This is a genomic window from Kitasatospora sp. NBC_00240, from assembly GCF_026342405.1.
Lineage (GTDB): Bacteria > Actinomycetota > Actinomycetes > Streptomycetales > Streptomycetaceae > Kitasatospora.
Genome location: NZ_JAPEMU010000001.1, coordinates 4,493,858 through 4,513,632 on the forward strand (window position 1 = coordinate 4,493,858; position 19,775 = coordinate 4,513,632).

Annotated in this window: 17 protein-coding genes; 6 read left to right on the plus strand and 11 right to left on the minus strand. The window is 74.5% G+C overall.

Translation table 11 applies throughout. The features are described 5' to 3' along the window. The first annotated feature begins 81 nt into the window (after window positions 1-81). Window positions 82-867 carry a ferritin-like domain-containing protein gene (locus OG689_RS18935; RefSeq protein WP_266321872.1) on the plus strand — a complete coding sequence of 262 codons (786 nt, stop codon included), beginning with the start codon at window positions 82-84 and terminating at the stop codon, window positions 865-867. Between the two features lie 72 nt (window positions 868-939). Here OG689_RS18935 and folE read toward each other — a convergent pair whose 3' ends face one another. The 6 genes from folE to dacB form a co-directional block, all read right to left on the minus strand. After that, window positions 940-1,545: a GTP cyclohydrolase I FolE gene (gene folE / locus OG689_RS18940; RefSeq protein WP_266321874.1), complete on the minus strand. Its 606-nt coding sequence runs from the start codon at window positions 1,543-1,545 to the stop codon at window positions 940-942. 127 nt (window positions 1,546-1,672) lie between these two features. Beyond that, window positions 1,673-3,730 (minus strand): ATP-dependent zinc metalloprotease FtsH, encoded by a 2,058-nt coding sequence (ftsH, locus tag OG689_RS18945; protein WP_266321876.1) that lies wholly within the window; start codon window positions 3,728-3,730, stop codon window positions 1,673-1,675. A gap of 226 nt (window positions 3,731-3,956) precedes the next feature. After that, window positions 3,957-4,511 (minus strand): hypoxanthine phosphoribosyltransferase, encoded by a 555-nt coding sequence (gene hpt / locus OG689_RS18950; protein ID WP_073926604.1) that lies wholly within the window; start codon window positions 4,509-4,511, stop codon window positions 3,957-3,959. A 73-nt stretch (window positions 4,512-4,584) separates the two neighbouring features. Next, window positions 4,585-5,721 (minus strand): tRNA lysidine(34) synthetase TilS, encoded by a 1,137-nt coding sequence (tilS, locus tag OG689_RS18955; RefSeq protein WP_266321879.1) that lies wholly within the window; start codon window positions 5,719-5,721, stop codon window positions 4,585-4,587. Between the two features lie 331 nt (window positions 5,722-6,052). Beyond that, the gene (locus OG689_RS18960; RefSeq protein ID WP_266321881.1) at window positions 6,053-7,231 is read right to left on the minus strand and encodes a zinc-dependent metalloprotease; all 1,179 of its coding nucleotides are present in this window, start codon (window positions 7,229-7,231) and stop codon (window positions 6,053-6,055) included. Between the two features lie 218 nt (window positions 7,232-7,449). Further along, the gene (gene dacB, locus OG689_RS18965; RefSeq protein WP_266321883.1) at window positions 7,450-9,060 is read right to left on the minus strand and encodes a D-alanyl-D-alanine carboxypeptidase/D-alanyl-D-alanine-endopeptidase; all 1,611 of its coding nucleotides are present in this window, start codon (window positions 9,058-9,060) and stop codon (window positions 7,450-7,452) included. 76 nt (window positions 9,061-9,136) lie between these two features. On the opposite strand from dacB, the gene OG689_RS18970 reads away from it, so the two are divergent. Next, complete coding sequence (locus OG689_RS18970) at window positions 9,137-9,628, plus strand: inorganic diphosphatase (protein ID WP_073926608.1); 492 nt, start codon at window positions 9,137-9,139, stop codon at window positions 9,626-9,628. Between the two features lie 295 nt (window positions 9,629-9,923). After that, the gene (locus OG689_RS18975) at window positions 9,924-10,595 is read left to right on the plus strand and encodes a biliverdin-producing heme oxygenase (RefSeq protein ID WP_266321886.1); all 672 of its coding nucleotides are present in this window, start codon (window positions 9,924-9,926) and stop codon (window positions 10,593-10,595) included. Window positions 10,596-10,858: 263 nt separating this feature from the next. On the opposite strand, the gene OG689_RS18980 is transcribed toward OG689_RS18975, so the two are convergent. Both OG689_RS18980 and OG689_RS18985 read right to left on the minus strand, forming a co-directional pair. Further along, window positions 10,859-12,466 carry an HtaA domain-containing protein gene (locus OG689_RS18980; protein WP_266321887.1) on the minus strand — a complete coding sequence of 536 codons (1,608 nt, stop codon included), beginning with the start codon at window positions 12,464-12,466 and terminating at the stop codon, window positions 10,859-10,861. 42 nt (window positions 12,467-12,508) lie between these two features. Next, entirely contained in the window at window positions 12,509-14,083 is a 1,575-nt protein-coding gene (locus OG689_RS18985; RefSeq protein WP_266321889.1) for an HtaA domain-containing protein, read from the minus strand. A 235-nt stretch (window positions 14,084-14,318) separates the two neighbouring features. On the opposite strand from OG689_RS18985, the gene OG689_RS18990 reads away from it, so the two are divergent. The 3 genes from OG689_RS18990 to OG689_RS19000 are packed head-to-tail and all read left to right on the plus strand — an operon-like array spanning window position 14,319 to window position 17,166. Beyond that, window positions 14,319-15,266 carry an ABC transporter substrate-binding protein gene (locus OG689_RS18990; protein ID WP_266327263.1) on the plus strand — a complete coding sequence of 316 codons (948 nt, stop codon included), beginning with the start codon at window positions 14,319-14,321 and terminating at the stop codon, window positions 15,264-15,266. Further along, window positions 15,263-16,354, plus strand: coding sequence for an iron ABC transporter permease (locus tag OG689_RS18995; RefSeq protein WP_266321891.1), 1,092 nt, complete (start codon window positions 15,263-15,265; stop codon window positions 16,352-16,354). Before OG689_RS18990 ends, OG689_RS18995 begins: the two co-directional genes overlap by 4 nt. After that, window positions 16,351-17,166 carry a heme ABC transporter ATP-binding protein gene (locus tag OG689_RS19000; protein WP_266321893.1) on the plus strand — a complete coding sequence of 272 codons (816 nt, stop codon included), beginning with the start codon at window positions 16,351-16,353 and terminating at the stop codon, window positions 17,164-17,166. Before OG689_RS18995 ends, OG689_RS19000 begins: the two co-directional genes overlap by 4 nt. A gap of 88 nt (window positions 17,167-17,254) precedes the next feature. On the opposite strand, the gene OG689_RS19005 is transcribed toward OG689_RS19000, so the two are convergent. The 3 genes from OG689_RS19005 to OG689_RS19015 form a co-directional block, all read right to left on the minus strand. Continuing rightward, entirely contained in the window at window positions 17,255-17,470 is a 216-nt protein-coding gene (locus OG689_RS19005) for a dodecin (protein ID WP_266321895.1), read from the minus strand. A 139-nt stretch (window positions 17,471-17,609) separates the two neighbouring features. Beyond that, a complete protein-coding gene (locus OG689_RS19010) occupies window positions 17,610-18,569 on the minus strand; it encodes an asparaginase (RefSeq protein WP_266321897.1) in 960 nt (319 codons plus the stop codon). 69 nt (window positions 18,570-18,638) lie between these two features. Further along, window positions 18,639-19,505, minus strand: coding sequence for a hypothetical protein (locus OG689_RS19015; protein ID WP_266321899.1), 867 nt, complete (start codon window positions 19,503-19,505; stop codon window positions 18,639-18,641). Between the last annotated feature and the right edge of the window lie 270 nt (window positions 19,506-19,775).

Sequence of the window (19,775 nt, forward strand, 5' to 3'; positions counted from 1 at the left end):
CCCGCCGCAACCGTCACCCCCGCCGGGGGAACGCATCAGGACCGTCCGCCGGACGTACGTCGGGCCCGTACAGGAGGCATTGTGCTGACCACCCGATCTCTCTTCAACGAGATCTACCTGAACGACGAGGCGTACCAGCTGTTCTGCAGCATCGCCGCCGGGGGCGAGGACCAGGGCGGCTGGGAGAACGAGCGGATCCACTCGCTGGCGCAGGATCCGGTGCTGGCCCCCAAGATCGCCCGGCACGGCGCCGACGAGCGCAAGCACGGCCGGATCTTCACCCAGCTGCTGCACAAGCGCGGGCTCGACAAGGTGCCGGTGCCGCCGAGGGCCGACTACTGCATGCTGCTGGAGCGCCAGGGCATCGGCCTGGCCCACGAACGGCTGAAGTCCGACGTGCCGCTGGCCGAGCGGGAGATCATCACCTACCTGGCGCACAGCCGGGTCACCGAGCAGCGTGCCTCGGAGCAGATGCGTCAGCTGATGAAGGCCTACCAGGACAACCCGGACCTGGGCCGGGCGATGCAGATGATCTCCGCGGACGAGGACAACCACCTCGCGTACTGCCACGAGGAGCTGCTCCGGCTGTCCGCCGCCGGCCACGGCCCGTACATCCGGCACACCCTGGAGCACATCGCCAAGGGCGAGATCCGCACCCACCGGGACGTCGGCCTCACCGTGATGGCCGCGATGGGCCGGATCCTCGGCTGGCCCCTCCCCCGGCGGGTGCTGCTGGCCGCCGGCCTCTACGGCCTCTACCTGTACGAGGCCACCCTCGGGTGGCGGCGGATGGTGCGGCTGCGGATGCCCGCGCGCCGCAACGCGCTGGGGACCCCGGCCCCGCCGCACGCCGAGCTGCCGCACTGAGCCGGCACCGGCCGGTGCCGGGGCGGCGAGCGGTGGCCGGGGCGAGCGGTGACCCGGGTGCCGGCGTGGCCGCTAGCGCCCGATGATCAGGCTCATCGCCTCGGCGCGGGTCGCGGGGTCGCGCAGCTGGCCGCGCACGCAGGACGTGATCGTCTTGGCGCCGGGCTTGCGGATGCCCCGCATCGACATGCACATGTGCTCGCACTCGACGACGACGATCGCCCCGCGCGGCTCCAGGATCCGCATCAGCGCGTCGGCGACCTGGCTGGTGAGCCGCTCCTGCACCTGCGGGCGGCGGGCGTAGACGTCCACCAGCCGGGCCAGCTTGGACAGGCCGGTGATCTTGCCGCTGGCCGACGGGATGTACCCGACGTGCGCGACACCGCGGAACGGCACCAGGTGGTGCTCGCAGACCGAGGTCAGCTCGATGTCCTTGACCAGCACCATCTCGTCGTGGCCGAGGTCGAAGGTGGTGGTGAGGACTTCCTCCGGCTCCTGCCAGAGACCGGCGAATATCTCCTTGTAGGCGCGGGCCACCCGGGCCGGGGTCTCCAGGAGCCCCTCGCGGTCCGGGTCCTCCCCCACGGCCAGCAGGAGCTCCCGGACGGCGTTCTCGGCCCGCTTCTGGTCGAAGACCCCGACGTTGGACGGACCGTCGAAGGTGACCGGGTCGATCATGCAGGCCTCGCTCGTTCGTGGATGGCGGATGGGTACAACGATCGCGGCATGGCCGGGTACGACGGATGCCGCGCCTCCAGGGTACAAACCCCGGTGGCGCGGCATCCATTCCGTCCTGCTGTGCGGCTCAGCCCTCCGCGGGGGCGTCGCCGGGAACGGGCGGCACCTTCACGGTGTCCACCACAGGGGCGGCCTCCGTCAGGGCGGCGGCGCCGTTGGTGAGCGCCAGCTCCTTCGGGGACTGCACCGGCGGACGGGTGGACGGCGTGCGACGGGACGAGCCCGTCCAGGCCGGCCGGGCCGGGCGCTTGACGATCGGCGCGAAGATCTCGGCGATCTGCTCCTTGTTGAGGGTCTCCTTCTCCAGGAGCTCCAGGACCAGGTTGTCGAGCACGTCGCGGTTCTCGACCAGGATCTCCCAGGCCTCGTTGTGCGCGTTCTCGATGAGCTTCTTGACCTCTTCGTCGACCAGCCCGGCGACCTCTTCCGAGTAGTCGCGCTGGTGGCCCATCTCACGGCCCAGGAACGGCTCGGACTCGCTCGAACCGAACTTGATCGCACCCAGCCGCTCGGTCATGCCGTACTGCGTGACCATCGCGCGGGCGGTGGCCGTGGCCTTCTCGATGTCGTTCGAGGCGCCGGTGGTCGGGTCGTGGAAGACCAGCTCCTCCGCCGCGCGCCCGCCCAGCATGTACGCGAGCTGGTCGAGCATCTCGTTGCGGGTGGTGGAGTACTTGTCCTCCTCCGGCAGCACCATGGTGTAGCCGAGGGCCCGCCCGCGGGACAGGATGGTGATCTTGTGGACCGGGTCCGCGTTGGGGGAGGCCGCCGCGACCAGGGCGTGACCGCCCTCGTGGTACGCGGTGATCTTCTTCTCCTTCTCGGACATGATCCGGGTCCGCTTCTGCGGGCCGGCCACGACCCGGTCGATCGCCTCGTCGAGGGTGAAGTTGTCGACCAGCTTCTTGTCGGAGCGGGCCGTCAGCAGCGCTGCCTCGTTGAGCACGTTCGCCAGGTCGGCACCGGTGAAGCCGGGGGTGCGCTTGGCGACGGCCTTGAGGTCGACGTCCGGAGCGACCGGCTTGCCCTTCTGGTGCACCTTGAGGATGTCCAGCCGGCCCTGCAGGTCCGGGCGCTCGACCGCGATCTGCCGGTCGAAGCGGCCCGGGCGCAGCAGCGCCGGGTCCAGGATGTCCGGGCGGTTGGTGGCCGCGATCAGGATGACGCCGCCCTTGACGTCGAAGCCGTCCATCTCGACCAGCAGCTGGTTGAGAGTCTGCTCGCGCTCGTCGTGGCCGCCGCCGAGACCCGCACCACGGTGCCGGCCGACGGCGTCGATCTCGTCGACGAAGACGATCGCCGGGGCGTTCGCCTTGGCCTGCTCGAAGAGGTCGCGGACCCGGCTCGCGCCGACACCCACGAACATCTCGACGAAGTCGGAGCCGGAGATCGAGTAGAACGGCACGCCGGCCTCACCCGCGACCGCGCGGGCGAGCAGGGTCTTGCCGGTCCCGGGCGGGCCGTAGAGCAGCACACCCTTGGGGATCTTGGCGCCGACGGCCTGGAACTTGGCCGGCTCCTGCAGGAACTCCTTGATCTCGTGGAGCTCCTCCACCGCCTCGTCCGCACCGGCGACGTCCGCGAAGGTCGTCTTGGGGGTGTCCTTGGTCAGCAGCTTGGCCTTGGACTTGCCGAACTGCATGACCCGCGAGCCGCCACCCTGCATCTGGTTCATCAGGAAGAGGAAGACCAGCACGATGATGACGATCGGCAGCATCGACAGCAGCAGGCTGACGAAGGTGCTCTGCTTCTCGGGGCTGATGGTGTAGCCCTCGGGCAGGGTGTTGGCATCCTTGTCGTCGATCTGCGTCTGCAGCCGCGCCGCGATGTCCTTGCCCTGGTCCCCGATGTAGGAGGCCTGGAACTTGCTGCCCGAAGGCGTCTTGCCCGTCCCGGAAGTCGGGAGCGTCGCGCCGTCCTTCAGCTGGATCTTGACAGTATTCGAATCACCAGTGGTGATCTGCGCCGATTTGACCTCGCCGGCATTGATCGCCGCGACGACCTGCCCGGTGTCCACCGTCTTGTAGCCGTTCGAGTCCGAAACGACCTGCATCAGCACAATGACGGCGAGGACGGCCAGCACGATCCACATGATCGGCGCACGGAAGTATCGCTTGACGTCCATCCATGCGGGGCGTTGCCGCCCCGTCCCTCCTGCCACTCAACGGCGCAGTGCGGCCGTTGGCCGCCGGCGCATCCGGGTCTGTGCTCATGTGAAGAGCGGTTTTATTGGACCGTACCGCAGTCCGTCCCCCTCTAGGCGGGAGCACGGCGGTACGACCTGTTTTCTTGTCCCCCGACCCAACGGGCGGGAACGGCGTACTGTTCCCGCCCGTCGTCCGAACGGGGTGTCAGCCGCCGTAGACGTGCGGGGCCAGGGTGCCGATGAACGGCAGGTTGCGCAGCTTCTCCGCGTAGTCCAGGCCGTAACCGACCACGAACTCGTTGGGGATGTCGAAGCCGACGTACTTGACGTCGATCTCGACCTTGGCCGCGTCGGGCTTGCGCAGCAGCGTGCAGACCTCCAGGGAGGCCGGGCGGCGCGAGCCCAGGTTGCCGAGCAGCCAGGACAGCGTCAGGCCGGAGTCGATGATGTCCTCGACGATCAGGACGTCCCGGCCGGCGATGTCGGTGTCGAGGTCCTTGAGGATACGCACCACGCCGGAGGACTTGGTGCCCATCCCGTACGAGGAGACGGCCATCCAGTCCATCGTCACCTGGGAGTGCAGCGCGCGGGCGAGGTCGGCCATGACCATCACCGCACCCTTGAGGACGCCGACGATCAGCAGATCACGTCCGGCGTAGTCCCGGTCGATCCGCTCGGCCAGCTCCAGGAGCTTGGCGTCGATCTCGTCCTTGCTGATGAGCACCTTCGCCAGGTCGGCGCCCATGTCCTTGTCGTCCACCGGGGATACGTCCTCAAGCGTTCGGGGGTCTGTGTCGGCGGCGGCCAGGCTGCCCCGGGGCCATGCCTGCCCGTCAGTCGCCCTGTCGCCGGAAGACCAGCGTGCCACACCTGCGGGTGGCCTCGACGCCGCCGGGTAGGTGCAGGGGTCCCTGGCCGCGCCAGCCGGTGACCAGCAGGTCGACCGTTTCGAGGTGCCGGGCGAACAGGTCGCCGGCCGGGCAGCCCGCCCGCAGCGCGGCCCGGCGGAGCACCCGGCGGCGTACCGCCGGAGGCAGTTCGGCGAGCTTCGGGACGTCCAGCGCCCCTTCGCCCGTACGGAGGTCGCGTTCGGCGAGGGCCGCCCACTGGTCGAGCGCGTCGGCGTCGTCGCGGAACAGCCGGGCGGTCCGGGCGAGCGCCTCGACCACCCCGCCGCCCAGGTGCTTCTCCAGCACCGGGAGCACCTCGTGCCGCACCCGGGAGCGGGTGTAGGCAGGGTCACAGTTGTGCGGGTCGTCCCAGACCGGGATGGCCTGGGCGGTGCAGGCCTGCCGGGTCGCGGCCCGGTCGAGTTCGAGCAGCGGCCGGCGGTAGCGGCCCTTGTGGGCGGGCATGCCGGCCAGCGAGCGGGAGCCGGAGCCCCGGGCCAGGCCGAGCAGGACGGTCTCGGCCTGGTCGTCGCGGGTGTGGCCGAGCAGGACGGCGAGCGCCTGGTGGCGTTCGGCGGCCGCGTCCAGCGCCGCGTAGCGGGCGTCCCGGGCGGCGGCTTCCGGCCCGCCCTGGCGGCCGACCCGGACGGGCACCGCCTCGACCGGGTCCAGGCCGAGCGAGCGCAGCCGCTCGGCGACCAGCGCGGCCCGCTCGGCCGAGCCGGCCTGCAGGCCGTGGTCGACCGTGACGGCGCCGACCCGCAGGCCGAGCTTGGGGGCTTCGAAGGCGGTGGCGGTGGCCAGCGCCATGGAGTCCGCGCCGCCGCTGACCGCGACCAGGACCAGCGGGGAGCCGGGGGCGGCGGGCGTGCGGGGCAGCCCGGACGGGTGACGGTGGGCGTTGCCGATCAGCGTGGTGGCGGCGCCGGTGTTCGCGCCGGCGTTGACCAGGGCGCCGCCCGGGCGTCCGTGCGGGGCACGGGCCGGTGCGGTGAAGGTGGTTCCGGCCTCGGCGGCGAGGTCGGCGAGCGTGCGGCGTACGGCCAGGCGTATCGCGGCGACGGCGGGGTGTGGGCCCACGGCAGAGCACTCCTTGGCGGAGGGGACAGACGGCGACGGGACGCGGCGGGGAACCGCGCGACTGTGAGCGCCTTGTTACCGGGCGCTCACAGATGGTGGCAGAAATGAGCCGCCGGCTACGCCACCCGCGCCACCAGTACGACCACCGTCCCACGTACGGGTGAATGAAGAAACGTATCTCCACCCGCCGTCTGCACGATTGGACCACTCGTGCGAGCGCGTCCGGCCACGACGGGGCGCCGCCCGGACGACTGTCGGGCCGGCCGCCCGACCGGCCGTGGGGCCGGCCGCAGTACCGGCCGTGGGGCCGGCTGTGCCGCCGGCGATCGGGTCAGCGACCGACCCGGGCCACCCAGGCCGCCGGATTGTGGATCTCCTCCTTGGTGGGGAGCGTGTTCGGCGAGGTCCAGACCCGGTTGAAGCCGTCCATCCCGATCCGGTCCACCACCCCGCGCACGAAGACCGCGCCGTCCTGGTACTGCCGCAGCTTGGCGTCCATCCCCAGCAGCCGGCGCAGCACCAGGTCGAGCCGGTTCGCCCCGCGGTCCCGGCGCTGCTGGAACTTCTCGCGGATCTCGGCCACGCTCGGCACCACGGCCGGGCCGACGCCGTCCATCACCACGTCCGCATGGCCCTCCAGCAGCGACATCACGGCCGTCAGCCGGCCGAGGATCTCACGCTGGGCGGGCGACTGGACGACCTCCAGCAGCCCTGCCGACGGCGAGCCGTCGCCGCGGGTGCCGAGCCCGGTCAGGCCGCCGCCGACCGACCCGGCCGCCTCCCGTACCCGCTCCAGCAGCGCGCCCGGGTCCACGTCCGTCTCGGCGAGGAAGGACTGCACCTCGGACTGGATGTGGTCGCGCAGCCAGGGCACGGCGGTGAACTGGGTCCGGTGGGTCTCCTCGTGCAGGCAGACCCAGAGCCGGAAGTCCGCCGGGTTCACCTCCAGCTCGCGCTCCACCTGGACGATGTTCGGCGCCACCAGCAGCAGCCGGCCCGGACCCGGGCCGGCCGGGCCGAGCCGGGGCTTGTCGAAGAGCGCCGCCGGGCTGTCCGGGGTCTCCACCGAGGGCTCGGCCGGCGCGAAGGTCTCGTACTGCCCGAGCACCTTGGCCGACAGGAAGGCCAGCAGGGCGCCCACCTCGATGCCGGTGGCCTTCTCCCCCACCGTGCCGAAGACGCCCGCGGCGGCCGAGGTCGAGCGGCGCGCCTGCAGCTTCTCCACCAGCGGCTGGACGATGGTGCGGAAGCCCGCCACGTTCGCCCGCACCCAGCCCGGCCGGTCCACGATCAGCACCGGGGTCGCGGTCGCCGCGGTCAGGCTGCTGGAGCGCATGCCGGTGAATTCCCGGACGTGCTCCTCGGCCTCCAGCGCGTGCCGGCGCAACTCGGCCACCACCTCGGCCGCCTGTGCCCGGGTCACCTCCGGGCCCGGCCGGACCAGCCTGGTCGCAGTCGCGACCGCGAGATTCCAGTCGACCATGTCAGCACCGCCGCTCGCGCTCGTCATGCCCTCACCGTACGTGCTCCGCCGCACCGGGGGGAGTCGCATGCGCCGACGTGCTAAGAGCGACCGGTCCGCGGTGGGCGGATGAAGGAGCGGCGTGCGGGCCGAGTCCGGCGAGGCGGAGGAAGGAGCAACGGCGGAGCCGCGGCGACCGACGACAACGCGGTCCGGGCGGCCGGCCCGGCGGCGGCCCCCGCCCGGACGGCCGCCCCAGGCGGCTCTCAGTGGCAGCCGCAGGCCGCCAACCGGGCGACGATCCGGTCCATCGCGGCCCGGGCGGTGTCCGCGGCGGCGGTGGTCCTGGTCATCACGGCGAAGGAGAGCAGCCGGCCGTCGGCGTCCACCACGGTGCCGGCCAGCGTGTTCACCCCGCTCCGGGTGCCGGTCTTGGCCCGGACCAGGCCGGCGGCCTCCGCCGCCCCCGAGCCCGCGCCGAAGCGCTTGCCCAGCGTGCCGGTGAAGCCCGCGACCGGCAGGCCGGTCAGCACCGGCCGCAGCTCCGGATGGTCCGGGGAGGAGGCCAGGCCCAGCAGCTGGACCAGCACCGCGGGCGGGATGGTGTTGCCCGCGTGCAGCCCGCTGCCGTCGTGCAGGACCACCCCGGTCTGCTGGACGCCCAGCCCGGACAGCGTCTCGGTGACGGCGGTGGCCGCGCCGTCGAAGCCGGCCGGCTTGTGCGCGGCCAGCGCCACCTGCCGGGCGATCGCCTCGGCCAGGGTGTTGTCGGAGGTGGTGAGCAGCCGCTCGACCAGCCGGGCGACGGTCGGCGAGGTCACCTGGGCGAGCACCGCCGCCCCGGCCGGGGCGGCCGGCGCGGTCTGCTTGGCCTTGCCCTCCACGGTGATGCCGTGGGCCTTCAGCAGCGCGGCGAACTGCTCGGCGGCCTGGCCCGCCGGGTCGGCCACCCGCGCCGGCGCCTCCTCGCGGCTGCGCGGGTCCGCCTTGGCCTCGTCCACCATCAGCGAGGTCATCAGCGGGATGTTGGTCGCGTCGTAGTCGGCGTGCTGCGGGCTGCCGGTGTACAGCGAGACGTCGTAGCCGAGCCGGACGGTGCTGGTGCCGGCCGCGGTGAGGGCGGCGGCCGTGCGCGCGGCGAGCAGCTCCAACGAGGCGGGCGCGGAGTCGGCGTCGGCCGGGGCGCCGTCGATCTGCACCTGGTCGGCGGGCAGCGCGGTGAGGGTCGGGTCGCCGCCACCCACCAGGGTGATGTCGGCGGGGCCGGCGCCCGCGACCACCTTGGTGGCGATCCGGGTGTCGGCCGGGATCAGCGTCAGGGCCGCCAGCGAGGTCGCCAGCTTGGTGGTCGAGGCGGGTGTCGCGGGGGTGTTCTCCCCGGCGCCGTAGAGGATCTGGCCGCTGGTGGCGTCCGCGACGGCGAAGGTGACGGTGCCCAGCGACTTGTCCTGCAGGACTCCGGCGAGCGCCTGCCGCAGGCCGGCCGCGGTGGGGATGCCGACCGCGGCGCCGTCCGCCGGCTGCAGCACCAGGCCGGCCGGCGGCGGGCCTGGCTTGCGGGCCTTCGCCGGGGCCGCCGAGCCGGCGACCCCGGCCGGCGTGCCCGCGGGGGCGCCGCCGGGGTTGCCGGCGGGCCTGGCCGACGTGGAGGACGCACCGGGCGAGGGCGTCCGGTCGTCCCCGCGGCGGCCGCCGTGCCCGTCGCCCTTGCCGCCGTGTCCGTCGTCGTGCCCCGTGCCGTGCGCGCTCGGCGAGGGGGACGGCGCGGCGTACGCCCCGCCCCCGCCCAGCACCACGCCGCCGGTCAGCAGCGCCGCCCCCAGCAACCGCGCCGTCGCGACACCGTGCCGACGCCCCGCCCCCGTACCTGCTCCCACCGACCGGCCCCTTTCCTGAGCACTCACTCCCGTAGGAGACACTTGGATTCTGTCAGTCCCTACCTTGGAGGAACGCGTGGAGTTCGACGTCCTGATCGAGATCCCGAAGGGCTCGCGGAACAAGTACGAGGTCGACCACGAGACCGGTCGCCTTCGCCTCGACCGGATGCTCTTCACCTCGACCCGTTACCCGGCCGACTACGGCTACGTCGAGGGCACCCTCGCGGACGACGGCGACCCGCTGGACGCCCTGGTCATCCTGGACGAGCCGACCTTCCCCGGCTGCCTCATCAAGTGCCGCGCCATCGGCATGTTCAAGATGACGGACGAGGCCGGCGGCGACGACAAGCTGCTCTGCGTCCCGGCGACGGACCCGCGCTGGGAGCACCTCAAGGACATCCACCACGTGTCGGAGTTCGACCGCCTGGAGATCCAGCACTTCTTCGAGGTCTACAAGGACCTGGAGCCCGGCAAGTCCGTCGAGGGCGCCGACTGGGTCGGCCGCGCCGAGGCCGAGGCCGAGGTCACCGCGTCGATCAAGCGCCTGGCGGACTCCGGCGGCCACTGAGCCGCGGACGCCCGGTCTCGTACGCGAGCCGTGGGGCCGGGGTGGGCGGAGCGATCCGTGCACCCCGGCCTTTGCCGTACCCGCTGCTGCCGTACCCCGCCTGCCGACCGCTCGCGCGGCGGACCGGCGGGGCCCTCCGATGCTCGGGCCCTCGACCGCGCTTGGCGGCGGGGCGTCCTGGGCACGGTTTTACCGACGAGGTGTCGGAACGTTTGCCGACAGACTGTCGGAACGACATTGACTTAGGTAAGGCTAACCACAACAATCGGACTGTTCCCGACCACTGGAGGCCCACGTGCCCAGCCCCGAGCAGCCCACCCCGTTCTCCACCGTGCTCCGCACCGCCAGCAGCGAGGAACACGAGGCGGCCGAGCAGTCCTCCTTCATGAGCCATCTGCTCGGCGGGCGGCTCGGCGTCGAGGCCTACGCCGACCTGACCGGCCAGCTCTGGTTCGTCTACCGCGCACTGGAGGGCCGCAACGCCGAACTCGCGGACCACCCGGTGGCCGGCCCGTTCATCGACCCCGCCCTGCTGCGGACCGCCGCCATCGAGCGCGACCTGCGGCACCTGCGCGGCCCCGACTGGCGCACCGGCCTGGAGCCGCTGCCCGCCACCGCCGCCTACGTCGCCCGGGTCGAGGAGCTCGCCGCCACCTGGCCCGCCGGCTACCTCGCCCACCACTACACCCGCTACCTCGGCGACCTCTCCGGCGGCCAGATCATCCGCGGCATCGCCGAGAAGACCTGGGGCTTCGAGCGCAAGGGCGACGGCGTGCACTTCTACGTCTTCGAGGACGTCGCCAACCCCGCGGCCTTCAAGCGCGACTACCGGGCCAAGCTGGACGCCGCCGGGCTCGCCCTGGACGAGATCGAGCGCCGCCGGGTGGTCGAGGAGTGCAAGCGGGCCTTCACCCTCAACGGCGCCATCTTCCGTGACCTGGACGCCCGTTACCCGCTGAGCGCCTGACCGGCCCGGCACCACCGCCCGGCCCGGCCCCGAGCCCGGCCCGGCCCGAGCCGGGCACAGGACACCGGGCACCGGGCACCGGGCACCGGGCACCGGGCACCGGGCACCGGGCACCGGGCACCGGGCACCGGGCACCGGACGAAACGTCGGCCCCCGGCGAGCAGCTGCTCACCGGGGGCCGACGCCGTGGCTCCGGCGCCGGACCGTGGCGCCGGGGCGGACCCGCCGGGCCGGGCGGTGGCCCGGCGGGTACGAAGAGGGGGTCAGGCCTCGGTCGCCCCGGTGCGGCGGCGGACCAGCACGGTAGCGCTGCCGCCGGCGAGGAGCAGGCCGGCGGCCGTCGCGAGCATCGGCACCACCGGGGTGTCGGAGCCCGTGGAGGCCAGCGTGGCGCCGAAGCCGGTGCTGGTCACCGAGGCACCCGTGCCGGTACCACTGCCGGCGCCGGCCCCGGTGCTGCCGGTACCGGTCGAGCCGGTGCCGGGGCCGGTCGGGAGCTGGGCGCTCTTGTCGAAGGCCAGCAAGACGGTGACCGCGTCCAGGGCCTCACCCGCGGGGTAGTTGCCGAAGGCCGGCACGCCCTCGGCGGTCAGCGTGGCGGGTACGGCGGTCAGCGTGACCAGGCCGCCGACGGGGTCGAGGGCCGCCCTGGAGAGGTCGAGCTTCGCGATCCGGGCGCCGGTCAGCACGGACGTCCTCCCGTCCGGGGACTTGGCGTCGACGTCGGCGGTGAGGAAGGCGCCGTCCTGGTCGATCCGCAGGCCGAAGTGGTCGCGGGTGGTGTCCAGCGCGTACCCGCCGCCCGCGGGGTGCCCGAGGAAGCGCACCGACCCGGCGAAGCCGGCCGAGACCGCGTGGGTGCCGGTGTTGTACGTCCCGGTGGCGCCGCCGAAGCGGTAGTCGGCCGCGCCGGCGCCGAACTCCACCTTGCCGTTGGCCACCGGGCCGGCCAGGTACCTGCGGAAGCTCTCCTTGACCGTCCAGTCCAGGCGGCCTTCCACGACGGCGAGTTCACCGGTCGCGGGGGCGGTGGCGGTGGCGGTCGGCGATGCGGTCGCGCCCGGCGAGCCCGTGGCCGACGGCGAACCGGTGGCCGAGGGGGAGCCCGTCGCGGTCGGCGAACCGGTGGCGGACGGGGAGCCGGTGGCGGTCGGCGATGCGGTCGCGCCCGGCGAACCCGTGACCGACGGCGAGGCCGAGGCGGACGGGGAGGCCGGCGTGGAGGGCGAGGGCGACGGGGCCGGGGTCTGGGCCAGCAGCAGCGACAGCGGGTCCAGGTCGGAGCCAGCCGGGTAGAAGCCGGCGAAGACCTTGGCGCCCTCCTCGGTCAGCCTGGCCGCGGTCGCGGCGCCCGTCGTGGTGTCGCGGCCGACCGTGAAGGTGGCCAGCGGGACGTCCTGGCGCTCGGTGGCCTGCGGGGCGCCGACCTGCTCCTTGGCGGCGGTGTCGGCCGTCAGGGTGCCGGTGGTGCCCGAGGTGGTGAGCTTCAGGTCGCTCAGCCCGACGTCCAACTGGCCCTCGTGGGCGAGGAAGCGCACGCCGCCGGTGAACGCGGCGGACAGGGTGTGCGAGGTGAGGTCGTAGCGGGCGCTGCCGAAGCCGAAACGGAAGGTCCCGTCGGCGTTGCGGGTCGCCCCGCCGGTCAGCTCGATGCTGCCCTGGCCGGCCGGGCCGGTCACGTAGCTGCGGAAGCTCTGCTTGACGCCCCAGTCGAGCGAACCGGTGTCGTACGTGACCTCGGTGGGGCCCGCGCCGAACGCGAGCGCGGGGGCGCCGAGGGCGGCCAGGGCGAGGCCGGCGGTCGCAGCACCGAGGGCCGCCAGGGAGGTGCGGTTGCGCCGACCGGGGCGCTTGGCAGTGGTACGCGGCATGGCTTCGAACGCTCCTTGTGAGGACGGGAATATGACGACACGTCAGGCGGTGGGCCGGGCGTCCTCGTCGGTGGTTGCGGGGGTGGTGGCGGGCCCGGCGGCGGCCGTGCGGCGGCGGCGGGCGAGCAATCCCCCGGCCGTGGCGAGGGTGAGGGCCAACAGGGCGCCGACGATCGCCACGACCGGCCACCCGGCCCCCTGGCCGGCCTCGGCGGCGACGGGTGCGGCGGCCGGAGCGGGGCCGGCGGCGGCCGGGGTGGGCGCCGCGGCCGGGGCGCTGCCGATGTCCGGCAGCGGGGGCAGGACGGCCGCCGGGTCGAGCGCGACGGCGAAGCTCAGCGGGTCCATCGCGGTGCCGGCGGGGTACAGGCCGCCGAACGTCCTCGCGCCCGACTCGCTGAGCCTGAGCGGGAGTTCGACGCCCTTGAGCAGGCCGGCCTCGGGCTTGAGGTCGGCCGCCTCGAAGGTGGCCAGCTCGACGCCGGGCGCCTGCTGGACGGCGCCGTCCGGCGTCCGGCCCGAGACGTCGGCGGTGAGCCTGCCGTGGCCGTCGGCGACGGTGACGGCGGGGTTGGCGAGGACGAGGTCCAAGCCGTAGGTTTCACCGGTCTTCAGGCCGGTGAAGTGCACGCTGCCGGCGAAGGCGGCGGTGAGGGCTCCGGTCGCCGGGTCGCAGCCGCCCCTGGCCGGGGTCCAGCGGAAGAACGCCCCGCCGTCCGCCGCTCCGCCGGTGACCTGCCAGCCGCCCTGGGCGATCGAGCCGGTGACGTAGTCGCGGAAGGTCCGGCGGACGCCCCAGTCGAGCGCGCCCGCGGTGAACTCGGCGCGCGCCGGGGCGGCCGGGGCGGCCGGGGCGGCCGGGGCGGCCGGGGCGGCCGGGGCCAGGCTCTCCCCGGCCGGCGCGCCGGTGACGGGGGCCGCAGGGGTCCCGGCCGGCTCGGCGGCGGCGGGCTTCTCGGCGACCGGCGGCGAATCCTTCGCCGCCGGCGGGAGGTTGACCGAGAGGGTGAGCGGGTCGAGGGCGGTGCCGGCGGCGTAGAAGCCGCCGAAGGCGCTCGCCCCGGCGCCGGTCAGGGTGGCGGGCACGTTGCTGAGCGTCAGGGTGCCGGCGGCGCCGCGCAGGTCGAGTCCGGCGAGCGAGAGGTCGGCGAGCCGGGCCTGGCCGACGGCGGTGACCTTCCCGGTGTCCTTGGACTTGCTGCTGATGTCGGCGTAGAGCCCGGCGTCGCCGCCGGCGCCGGCCCGCAGGGTGAGCCGGCCGACGCTCATGTCGAGCGCGTTCACACCGTTCTCCTGATGGCCGGTGAACCGGACCCCGCCGGAGAAGGCGGCGCTCAGGGCACCGGTCTCCGGGTCGTACGTGCCGGCGGCGGAGTGGAACCGGAAGCCGCTCCCGCCGACCGTGGCCGCACCGCCGGTCAGGCTCCAACTCCCCTTGGCGATGGGCCCGGTGACGTACGTCAGGAAGGACTGTTTGATCCCCCAGTCGAGCCGCCCGCCGGAGACCCGGCCCTCGGCCGCGGCCGCCTGGAACGGCAGCAGCGACACTGCCAGCAGGGCGGCGAGGGCGGCCACCAGGGTGGCGGCGATTCGGCGGAGCCGTCGCGGCACGGGCATGACTGGGCGCTCCTCGGCATGGCGGGGAAGGGGTCGGCGCAATCGCCCCCCTTGCGAAAGCTAGGTAAGGCTAACCTAATATAAGAGTCAAGAGCGCCGCAGGTCACCCCTGCCCCCAGCGGTACCCCGGCGCCAACAGCCATCGAAGGGGCCGCAGTTGAGCAGGACCATCGGACACCGGGCGGTGCGGCGGCCCGCCGGCCTGCTGATCGCCGCAGCCCTGCTGCTCACGGCCGTGGGCTGCCAAGGCGCCGCCGGCTCCCCGGCCGCGGCCGGCCCCTCCGCCGCCCCGGACGTCGTCGAACCGCTGAGCCCGCCGCCCGTCCCGCTGCTGCCGGCCACCGCCGCCTCGGCCGACGGCCGGGCGGTCACGGTGGCCAGCGCCGATCGGATCGTCCCGCTGAACGGCAGCCTGGCCGAGCTGGTCTTCAGCCTGGGCCTCGGCCCCCGGGTGGTCGCCCGGGACGTCTCCACCACCTTCCAGCAGGCCGCCGCCCTCCCGGTGATCACCCAGGCGCACGACGTCTCGGCCGAGGGCGTGCTCTCGCTGCACCCCACCGTCGTCCTCGCGGACCGCTCCACCGGCCCGGCCGAGGCGGTGGAGCAGATCCGCGCCGCCGGCGTCCCGCTGCTCGTCCTGGACGACGCCAAGCAGCTCGCCGACATCGGCCCGCGGATCGACACCGTCGCCGCGGCGCTCGGAGTCCCCGCCGCCGGCGCGCAGTTGAAAGCCCGTACCGACGAGCGGCTCCGGCAGGCCGAGGGCGAGCTCAAGCCGGCCGCCCGCCGGCCCAAGGTCGCCTTCCTCTACCTGCGCGGCAGCGCCTCGGTCTTCCTGCTCGGCGGCGCCGACTCCGGCGCCGGCTCGCTGATCGAGGCCGTCGGCGGCGAGGACGCCGGCAAGGCCGCCGGGCTGACCGGCGACTTCACCCCGCTCACCAGCGAAGCCCTGGTCAAGGCCGCACCGGACGCGATCCTGGTGATGAGCAAGGGCCTGGAGTCGGTCGGCGGGGTGGACGGCCTGCTGAAGCTCCCGGGCGTCGCGCAGACTCCGGCCGGCCTGGACCGCCGGATCGTCTCGGTCGAGGACGGCAAGCTGCTCAGCTACGGCCCCCGCACCCCGGAGGTGCTGCGCAGCATCACCGCGCAGCTGTACGCGGGCACCGGCGAGGCCGCCCGGTGACAGCCGCCGCCACCACCTCCGTAGAGTCGGCCACCAGCACGCCGCCTGCGGCGGGCCCGCGTCGCAGCCGGACCGCGCTGATCACCACGGGCCTCGCCGCCGCCCTGCTGCTCGCTGCCCTGCTCGCGGCGGGCGTCGGCGCGTACCGGATCCCGACCGGCGACATCCTCGCCTCGGCCGGCCACCGGCTGGGCCTCGGCGGCCACCCGCTCGACCGGGTGCCGGAGTCCGTGCTGTGGAACGTCCGGCTGCCCCGGGTGGTGCTGGCGCTGCTGGTCGGCGCCTCGCTGGGCTGCGCGGGCGCCCTGATGCAGGGCATGTTCGGCAACCCGCTGGCCGAGCCCGGCGTGATCGGGGTCTCCTCCGGCGGCGCGGTCGGCGCGGTCGGCTGCATCGTGCTCGGCCTGGACTCGCTCGGCAGTTGGACGATCACCGTCTTCGCCTTCGCCACCGGCCTGTTGACGGTCTTCGCGGTGTACGCGATGTCCCGCTCGGGCGGGCGCACCGAGGTGGTCACGCTGGTGCTGACCGGAGTCGCGGTGAACGCCTTCTGCGGTGCGCTGATCGGTATCTTCCTGTTCACCGCCGACAGCGCCGCGATCAACCAGGTCACCTTCTGGCAGCTCGGCTCGCTCTCCCAGGCCACCTGGGGCAAGGTGCTCGGCGTGCTGCCGTTCGCGCTGATCGGGCTGGCCGCGGCCCCCGCGTACGCCCGCAAGCTGGACCTGCTGGCCCTCGGCGAGCGCCCGGCCCGCCACCTCGGCGTGGACGTCGAGCGGATGCGGCTGGTGCTGATCACCGTGGTCGCGCTGCTCACCGCCGCGGCCGTCGCGGTCAGCGGCATCATCGGCTTCGTCGGCCTGGTCGTCCCACACCTGCTGCGGATGGCGGCCGGCCCCGGCCACCGCTTCCTGCTGCCCGGGAGCGCGCTCGGCGGCGCCCTGGTGCTGGTGGCCGGCGACCTCGCGGCCCGCACCCTCGCCCAGCCCGCCGAACTGCCGCTCGGTGGGCTGACCGCGCTGATCGGCAGCCCGTTCTTCTTCTGGCTGCTGCGCCGGACCCGGACCAAGCAGGGCGGCTGGGCATGAGGCTGCGTACCCGACAGATCCCCGAACTCCCCTACCCCGGCGAGGAGTTGCTCAGCGCCCAGGGCGTCCGGCTGACCCTCGGCGGCCGCGATCTGCTGTCCGGGGTGGACCTGTCCGTCCGGGCCGGCGAGGTACTGGCCCTGCTCGGGCCGAACGGCGCCGGCAAGTCCACCCTGCTGTCCGTGCTGGCCGGCGACCTGCCGCCGGCCGCCGGCACGGTCCTGCTGCGCGGGCGGCCGCCGGACTCCTACCGGACGGCCGAACTGGCCCTGCACCGGGCGCTCCTGCCGCAGTCCTCGGCGCTGTCCTTCCCGTTCGCGGCGGGCGAGGTGGTGCGGATGGGCCGGGCCCCGTGGTCCGGCACCGCGGCGGCCGCGCAGGACGACTCGGCGGTGGCCCAGGCGATGGCGGCCACCGACTGCACGCGGTTCGCCGGGCGCCCGTTCACCGCGCTGTCCGGCGGCGAGCGGGCCCGGGTCGCGCTGGCCCGGGTGCTCGCCCAGCGCGCACCGCTGCTGCTGCTGGACGAGCCGACGGCCGCACTCGACCTGCGCCACCAGGAGCTGGTCCTGCGGGTGGCCCGAGAGCGGGCCGCCGCCGGGGATGCCGTCGTGGTGGTGCTGCACGACCTGTCGCTGGCGGCGGCGTACGCGGACCGGGTGGTCCTGCTCGCCGACGGGGCGACGGTGGCGGACGGCCCGGTGGCCGAGGTGCTGCGCGGGCCGCTGCTCAGCGAGGTGTACGGCCACCCGGTGGAGGTGCTGGCGCACCCGCGGACCGGCAGCCCGCTGGTGCTACCGGTCCGCGGGTGAGCGGGTGAGCCGGGAGCGGTGCCCGTACCCGGCCGTACGGGTGGCCGCCCGCGGTTGCGCGGGCGGCCACGGGGCCCTCGGGGTGGGCTCAGCCCTCGTCGTCCAGCCGGAAGCCGACCTTGAGGCCGACCTGGTAGTGCGCCACGTGCCCGTCCTCGATGTGCCCACGGATCTGCGCCACCTCGAACCAGTCGAGATTGCGAAGCGTGCGGCCGGCCCGGTCGACGCCGTTGCGGATCGCCTGGTCGATCCCCTCGGTCGACGATCCGACGATCTCGGTGACGCGGTAGATGTGGTCGCTCATGACGGCCTCCGTGAGGTGCGCGGTGGGTGGGCACGGTGTGCTGGGTGCACAGGGCTGGGGTGCGGGCCGGGACGGTGGGCGACGACCCACCGTCCACCGTGCACCCTGGCGCGGCCGTCCGCACGCCCAAAGGGCCCGGTCAGACCAGCGCGCGGATCTCGCCCACCGGCACGCCGCCACCCAGCAGCGGGGCCTCACCGATCCGCTCCACGGTGCCGTCCGCGGTGGTGACACCCAGTCGGCGCAGCGCCGCCGCCAGGACCGGGCCGCGGGCCCGCTCCGCACCGTCGTCGATCTTGAAGGCCAGGGCCCGGCCGTCGGCCAGCGCCACCACCTGGACGGCCTCGGCGCCCATCTTCGACAGCGCGCCCGGCACCGCCCGCATCAGCCAGGTGTCCGCGCGCCGGGTGCCGCCGACGTAATCCGGGTGGGCCCGCATCGCGTCGGCGACCCGGCGCTGCGCCGTCCCGGGGGCGGCCAGCACCAGCGAGCGGTAGGCGCGGGCCAGGGCCGTCAGCGGGACGGCCAGCAGCGGGGCGCCGCACCCGTCCACACCGGCGTGCGCGGCCGGGCCGCCGGTGCCCTCCTCCAGGGCCTCCCGGGCCAGCCGCTGGATCGGGTGGGCGGGGTCCAGGTAGCTCTCGGTGTCCCAGCCGTTGGCCACGCAGGCGGCCAGCCAGCCGGCGTGCTTGCCGGAGCAGTCCATCAGGATCGGCGCCCGCTCGCCGCCGGCCCGCAGGTGCAGCTCGGCCTCGGTCTCGTCCAGCGGCAGGTCGGCCGGGGTCCGCAGGGCGCTCTCGTCCAGGCCCGCGGAGGCCAGGATCCGGCGCACCCCGTCCCGGTGGAAGGCCTCCGCGGAATGGCTGGAGGCGGCCAGCGCGAGCAGCTCGCCGTCGAGCTCCAGCCCGGCCCGCAGGGTGGCGACGGCCTGGAACGGCTTGGCACAGGAACGCGGGAAGACCGGGGCGTCGGGCGAGCCGAGCGCGTACTCCACCGAGCCGTCCGCGGCGAGCAGCACCAGCGAGCCGTGGTGCCGGCCCTCGGTGAAGCCGGAGCGTATGACCTCGGCGAGGACGGCGAGGGGGGCAGACTGCGACATGAGGGTGGGTGCCTTCCGGGTGAGGGTGGCCGGGCGCCGCCGCCCCCGGGCGCCCTCCACCACGGCCCGTCACTCGGCCAGGGAACCACCCGTGAGCAGGTCGTCGACCCGTGCTTCACCCTCACGGTACCTGCGGGTGATCTCGCCGCTGCAGTCGTCGGCCGTGCGCTGCAGGATCTGCCGCCGCCCGGACACCTCGCGCTCGTGCGCCCGCAGCCGCTCCAGCGCGGCGAGCAGGTCCTCGGCGGGGTGCGCGGCCAGATCCGCCAGCCGGACGTCACCCATCAGGGCGTCCGCCTCCACCTGGTACTGCTCCCCGCGCGGCGGGCCCAGCGTGACGTGCCGGGCCGAGCTGCGCACCGTGGAGGGCGCGTCGGTGAGGATGGCCGGCAGGCGGTCCAGCAGGGCCCCGGCGTCCCCGCCCGCCCCGCCGAGGGCGGTGGCGAGCAGTCCGGCCGCCGGGCGGCCGTCGAGTTCGGCCCGGAGGATGTCCATCCGGCCGTGCAGCAGGCGGCGGAGGTAGGAGAGGTCCGCCTCCTGCTCCTGGGCGTCGCGCCGCAGGATCCGCAGCTCCTCCAGGCCGAGGCCGCCGAGCAGGCCCGGGGCGGCGGGGGCGTTCGGGACGTCCGGTACGGCCGGTACGGCCGGTGCATTCGGTGCCGCCGGTACGGCCGATGCGGGCGATGCGGGCGGTCCGTCCGGGACGTTCCGAACGGATGGTGCGTCCGGAGCGGCGGGACCGGCCGGTCCGTCCGGGCCGGGTGTTCGGAGTCCGGGCGCCGGCGGCCCGGCGGCCGGCCGGTCGGCGTCGTACGGTCCGGCGTCGTGCGGTCCGGCGTCGTGCGGTCCGGGGGCCGGCTGCCCAGAGGGGTCCCCGTCCGGCGCGCCACCCGGCGCCGCCCCGGACCGACCGTGCACCGCGCTGCTCGCGTCCATCAACCAACCACCTGCCGTTGTCCTGATCCCGCCCGCTCGCGCCACTTCTCGTGTGCCACGTGTTCGGTCCCGTCCCTGGCGTGCTGTCTGCCAGCACGCGCGGGCGCCCCCGAGAGTTCCGGCCGGACGCCGGTGCCACTCTCCGGGGCGACACCACCAGAACGGCTGCCCGACTGGCTCGACCGCCCGACCGAACCGGCCCGTCGCGGCGAGCCGTGGCGCCCCGGGCCGTCCTACCGAACACCAGCGTGCCACCCCGCCCGGCGCCCG

Excerpts from the sequence above, each read along its gene's own strand:
- OG689_RS18980 (WP_266321887.1), bottom strand. The coding sequence starts at position 12,466 with ATGCCGCGTACCACTGCCAAGCGCCCCGGTCGGCGCAACCGCACCTCC.
- folE (WP_266321874.1), bottom strand. The coding sequence starts at position 1,545 with ATGATCGACCCGGTCACCTTCGACGGTCCGTCCAACGTCGGGGTCTTC.
- OG689_RS19005 (WP_266321895.1), bottom strand. The coding sequence starts at position 17,470 with ATGAGCGACCACATCTACCGCGTCACCGAGATCGTCGGATCGTCGACC.
- ftsH (WP_266321876.1), bottom strand. The coding sequence starts at position 3,730 with ATGGACGTCAAGCGATACTTCCGTGCGCCGATCATGTGGATCGTGCTG.
- OG689_RS19015 (WP_266321899.1), bottom strand. The coding sequence starts at position 19,505 with ATGGACGCGAGCAGCGCGGTGCACGGTCGGTCCGGGGCGGCGCCGGGT.
- OG689_RS18960 (WP_266321881.1), bottom strand. The coding sequence starts at position 7,231 with ATGACGAGCGCGAGCGGCGGTGCTGACATGGTCGACTGGAATCTCGCG.
- OG689_RS18985 (WP_266321889.1), bottom strand. The coding sequence starts at position 14,083 with ATGCCCGTGCCGCGACGGCTCCGCCGAATCGCCGCCACCCTGGTGGCC.
- OG689_RS19010 (WP_266321897.1), bottom strand. The coding sequence starts at position 18,569 with ATGTCGCAGTCTGCCCCCCTCGCCGTCCTCGCCGAGGTCATACGCTCC.
- OG689_RS19000 (WP_266321893.1), top strand. The coding sequence starts at position 16,351 with ATGAGGCTGCGTACCCGACAGATCCCCGAACTCCCCTACCCCGGCGAG.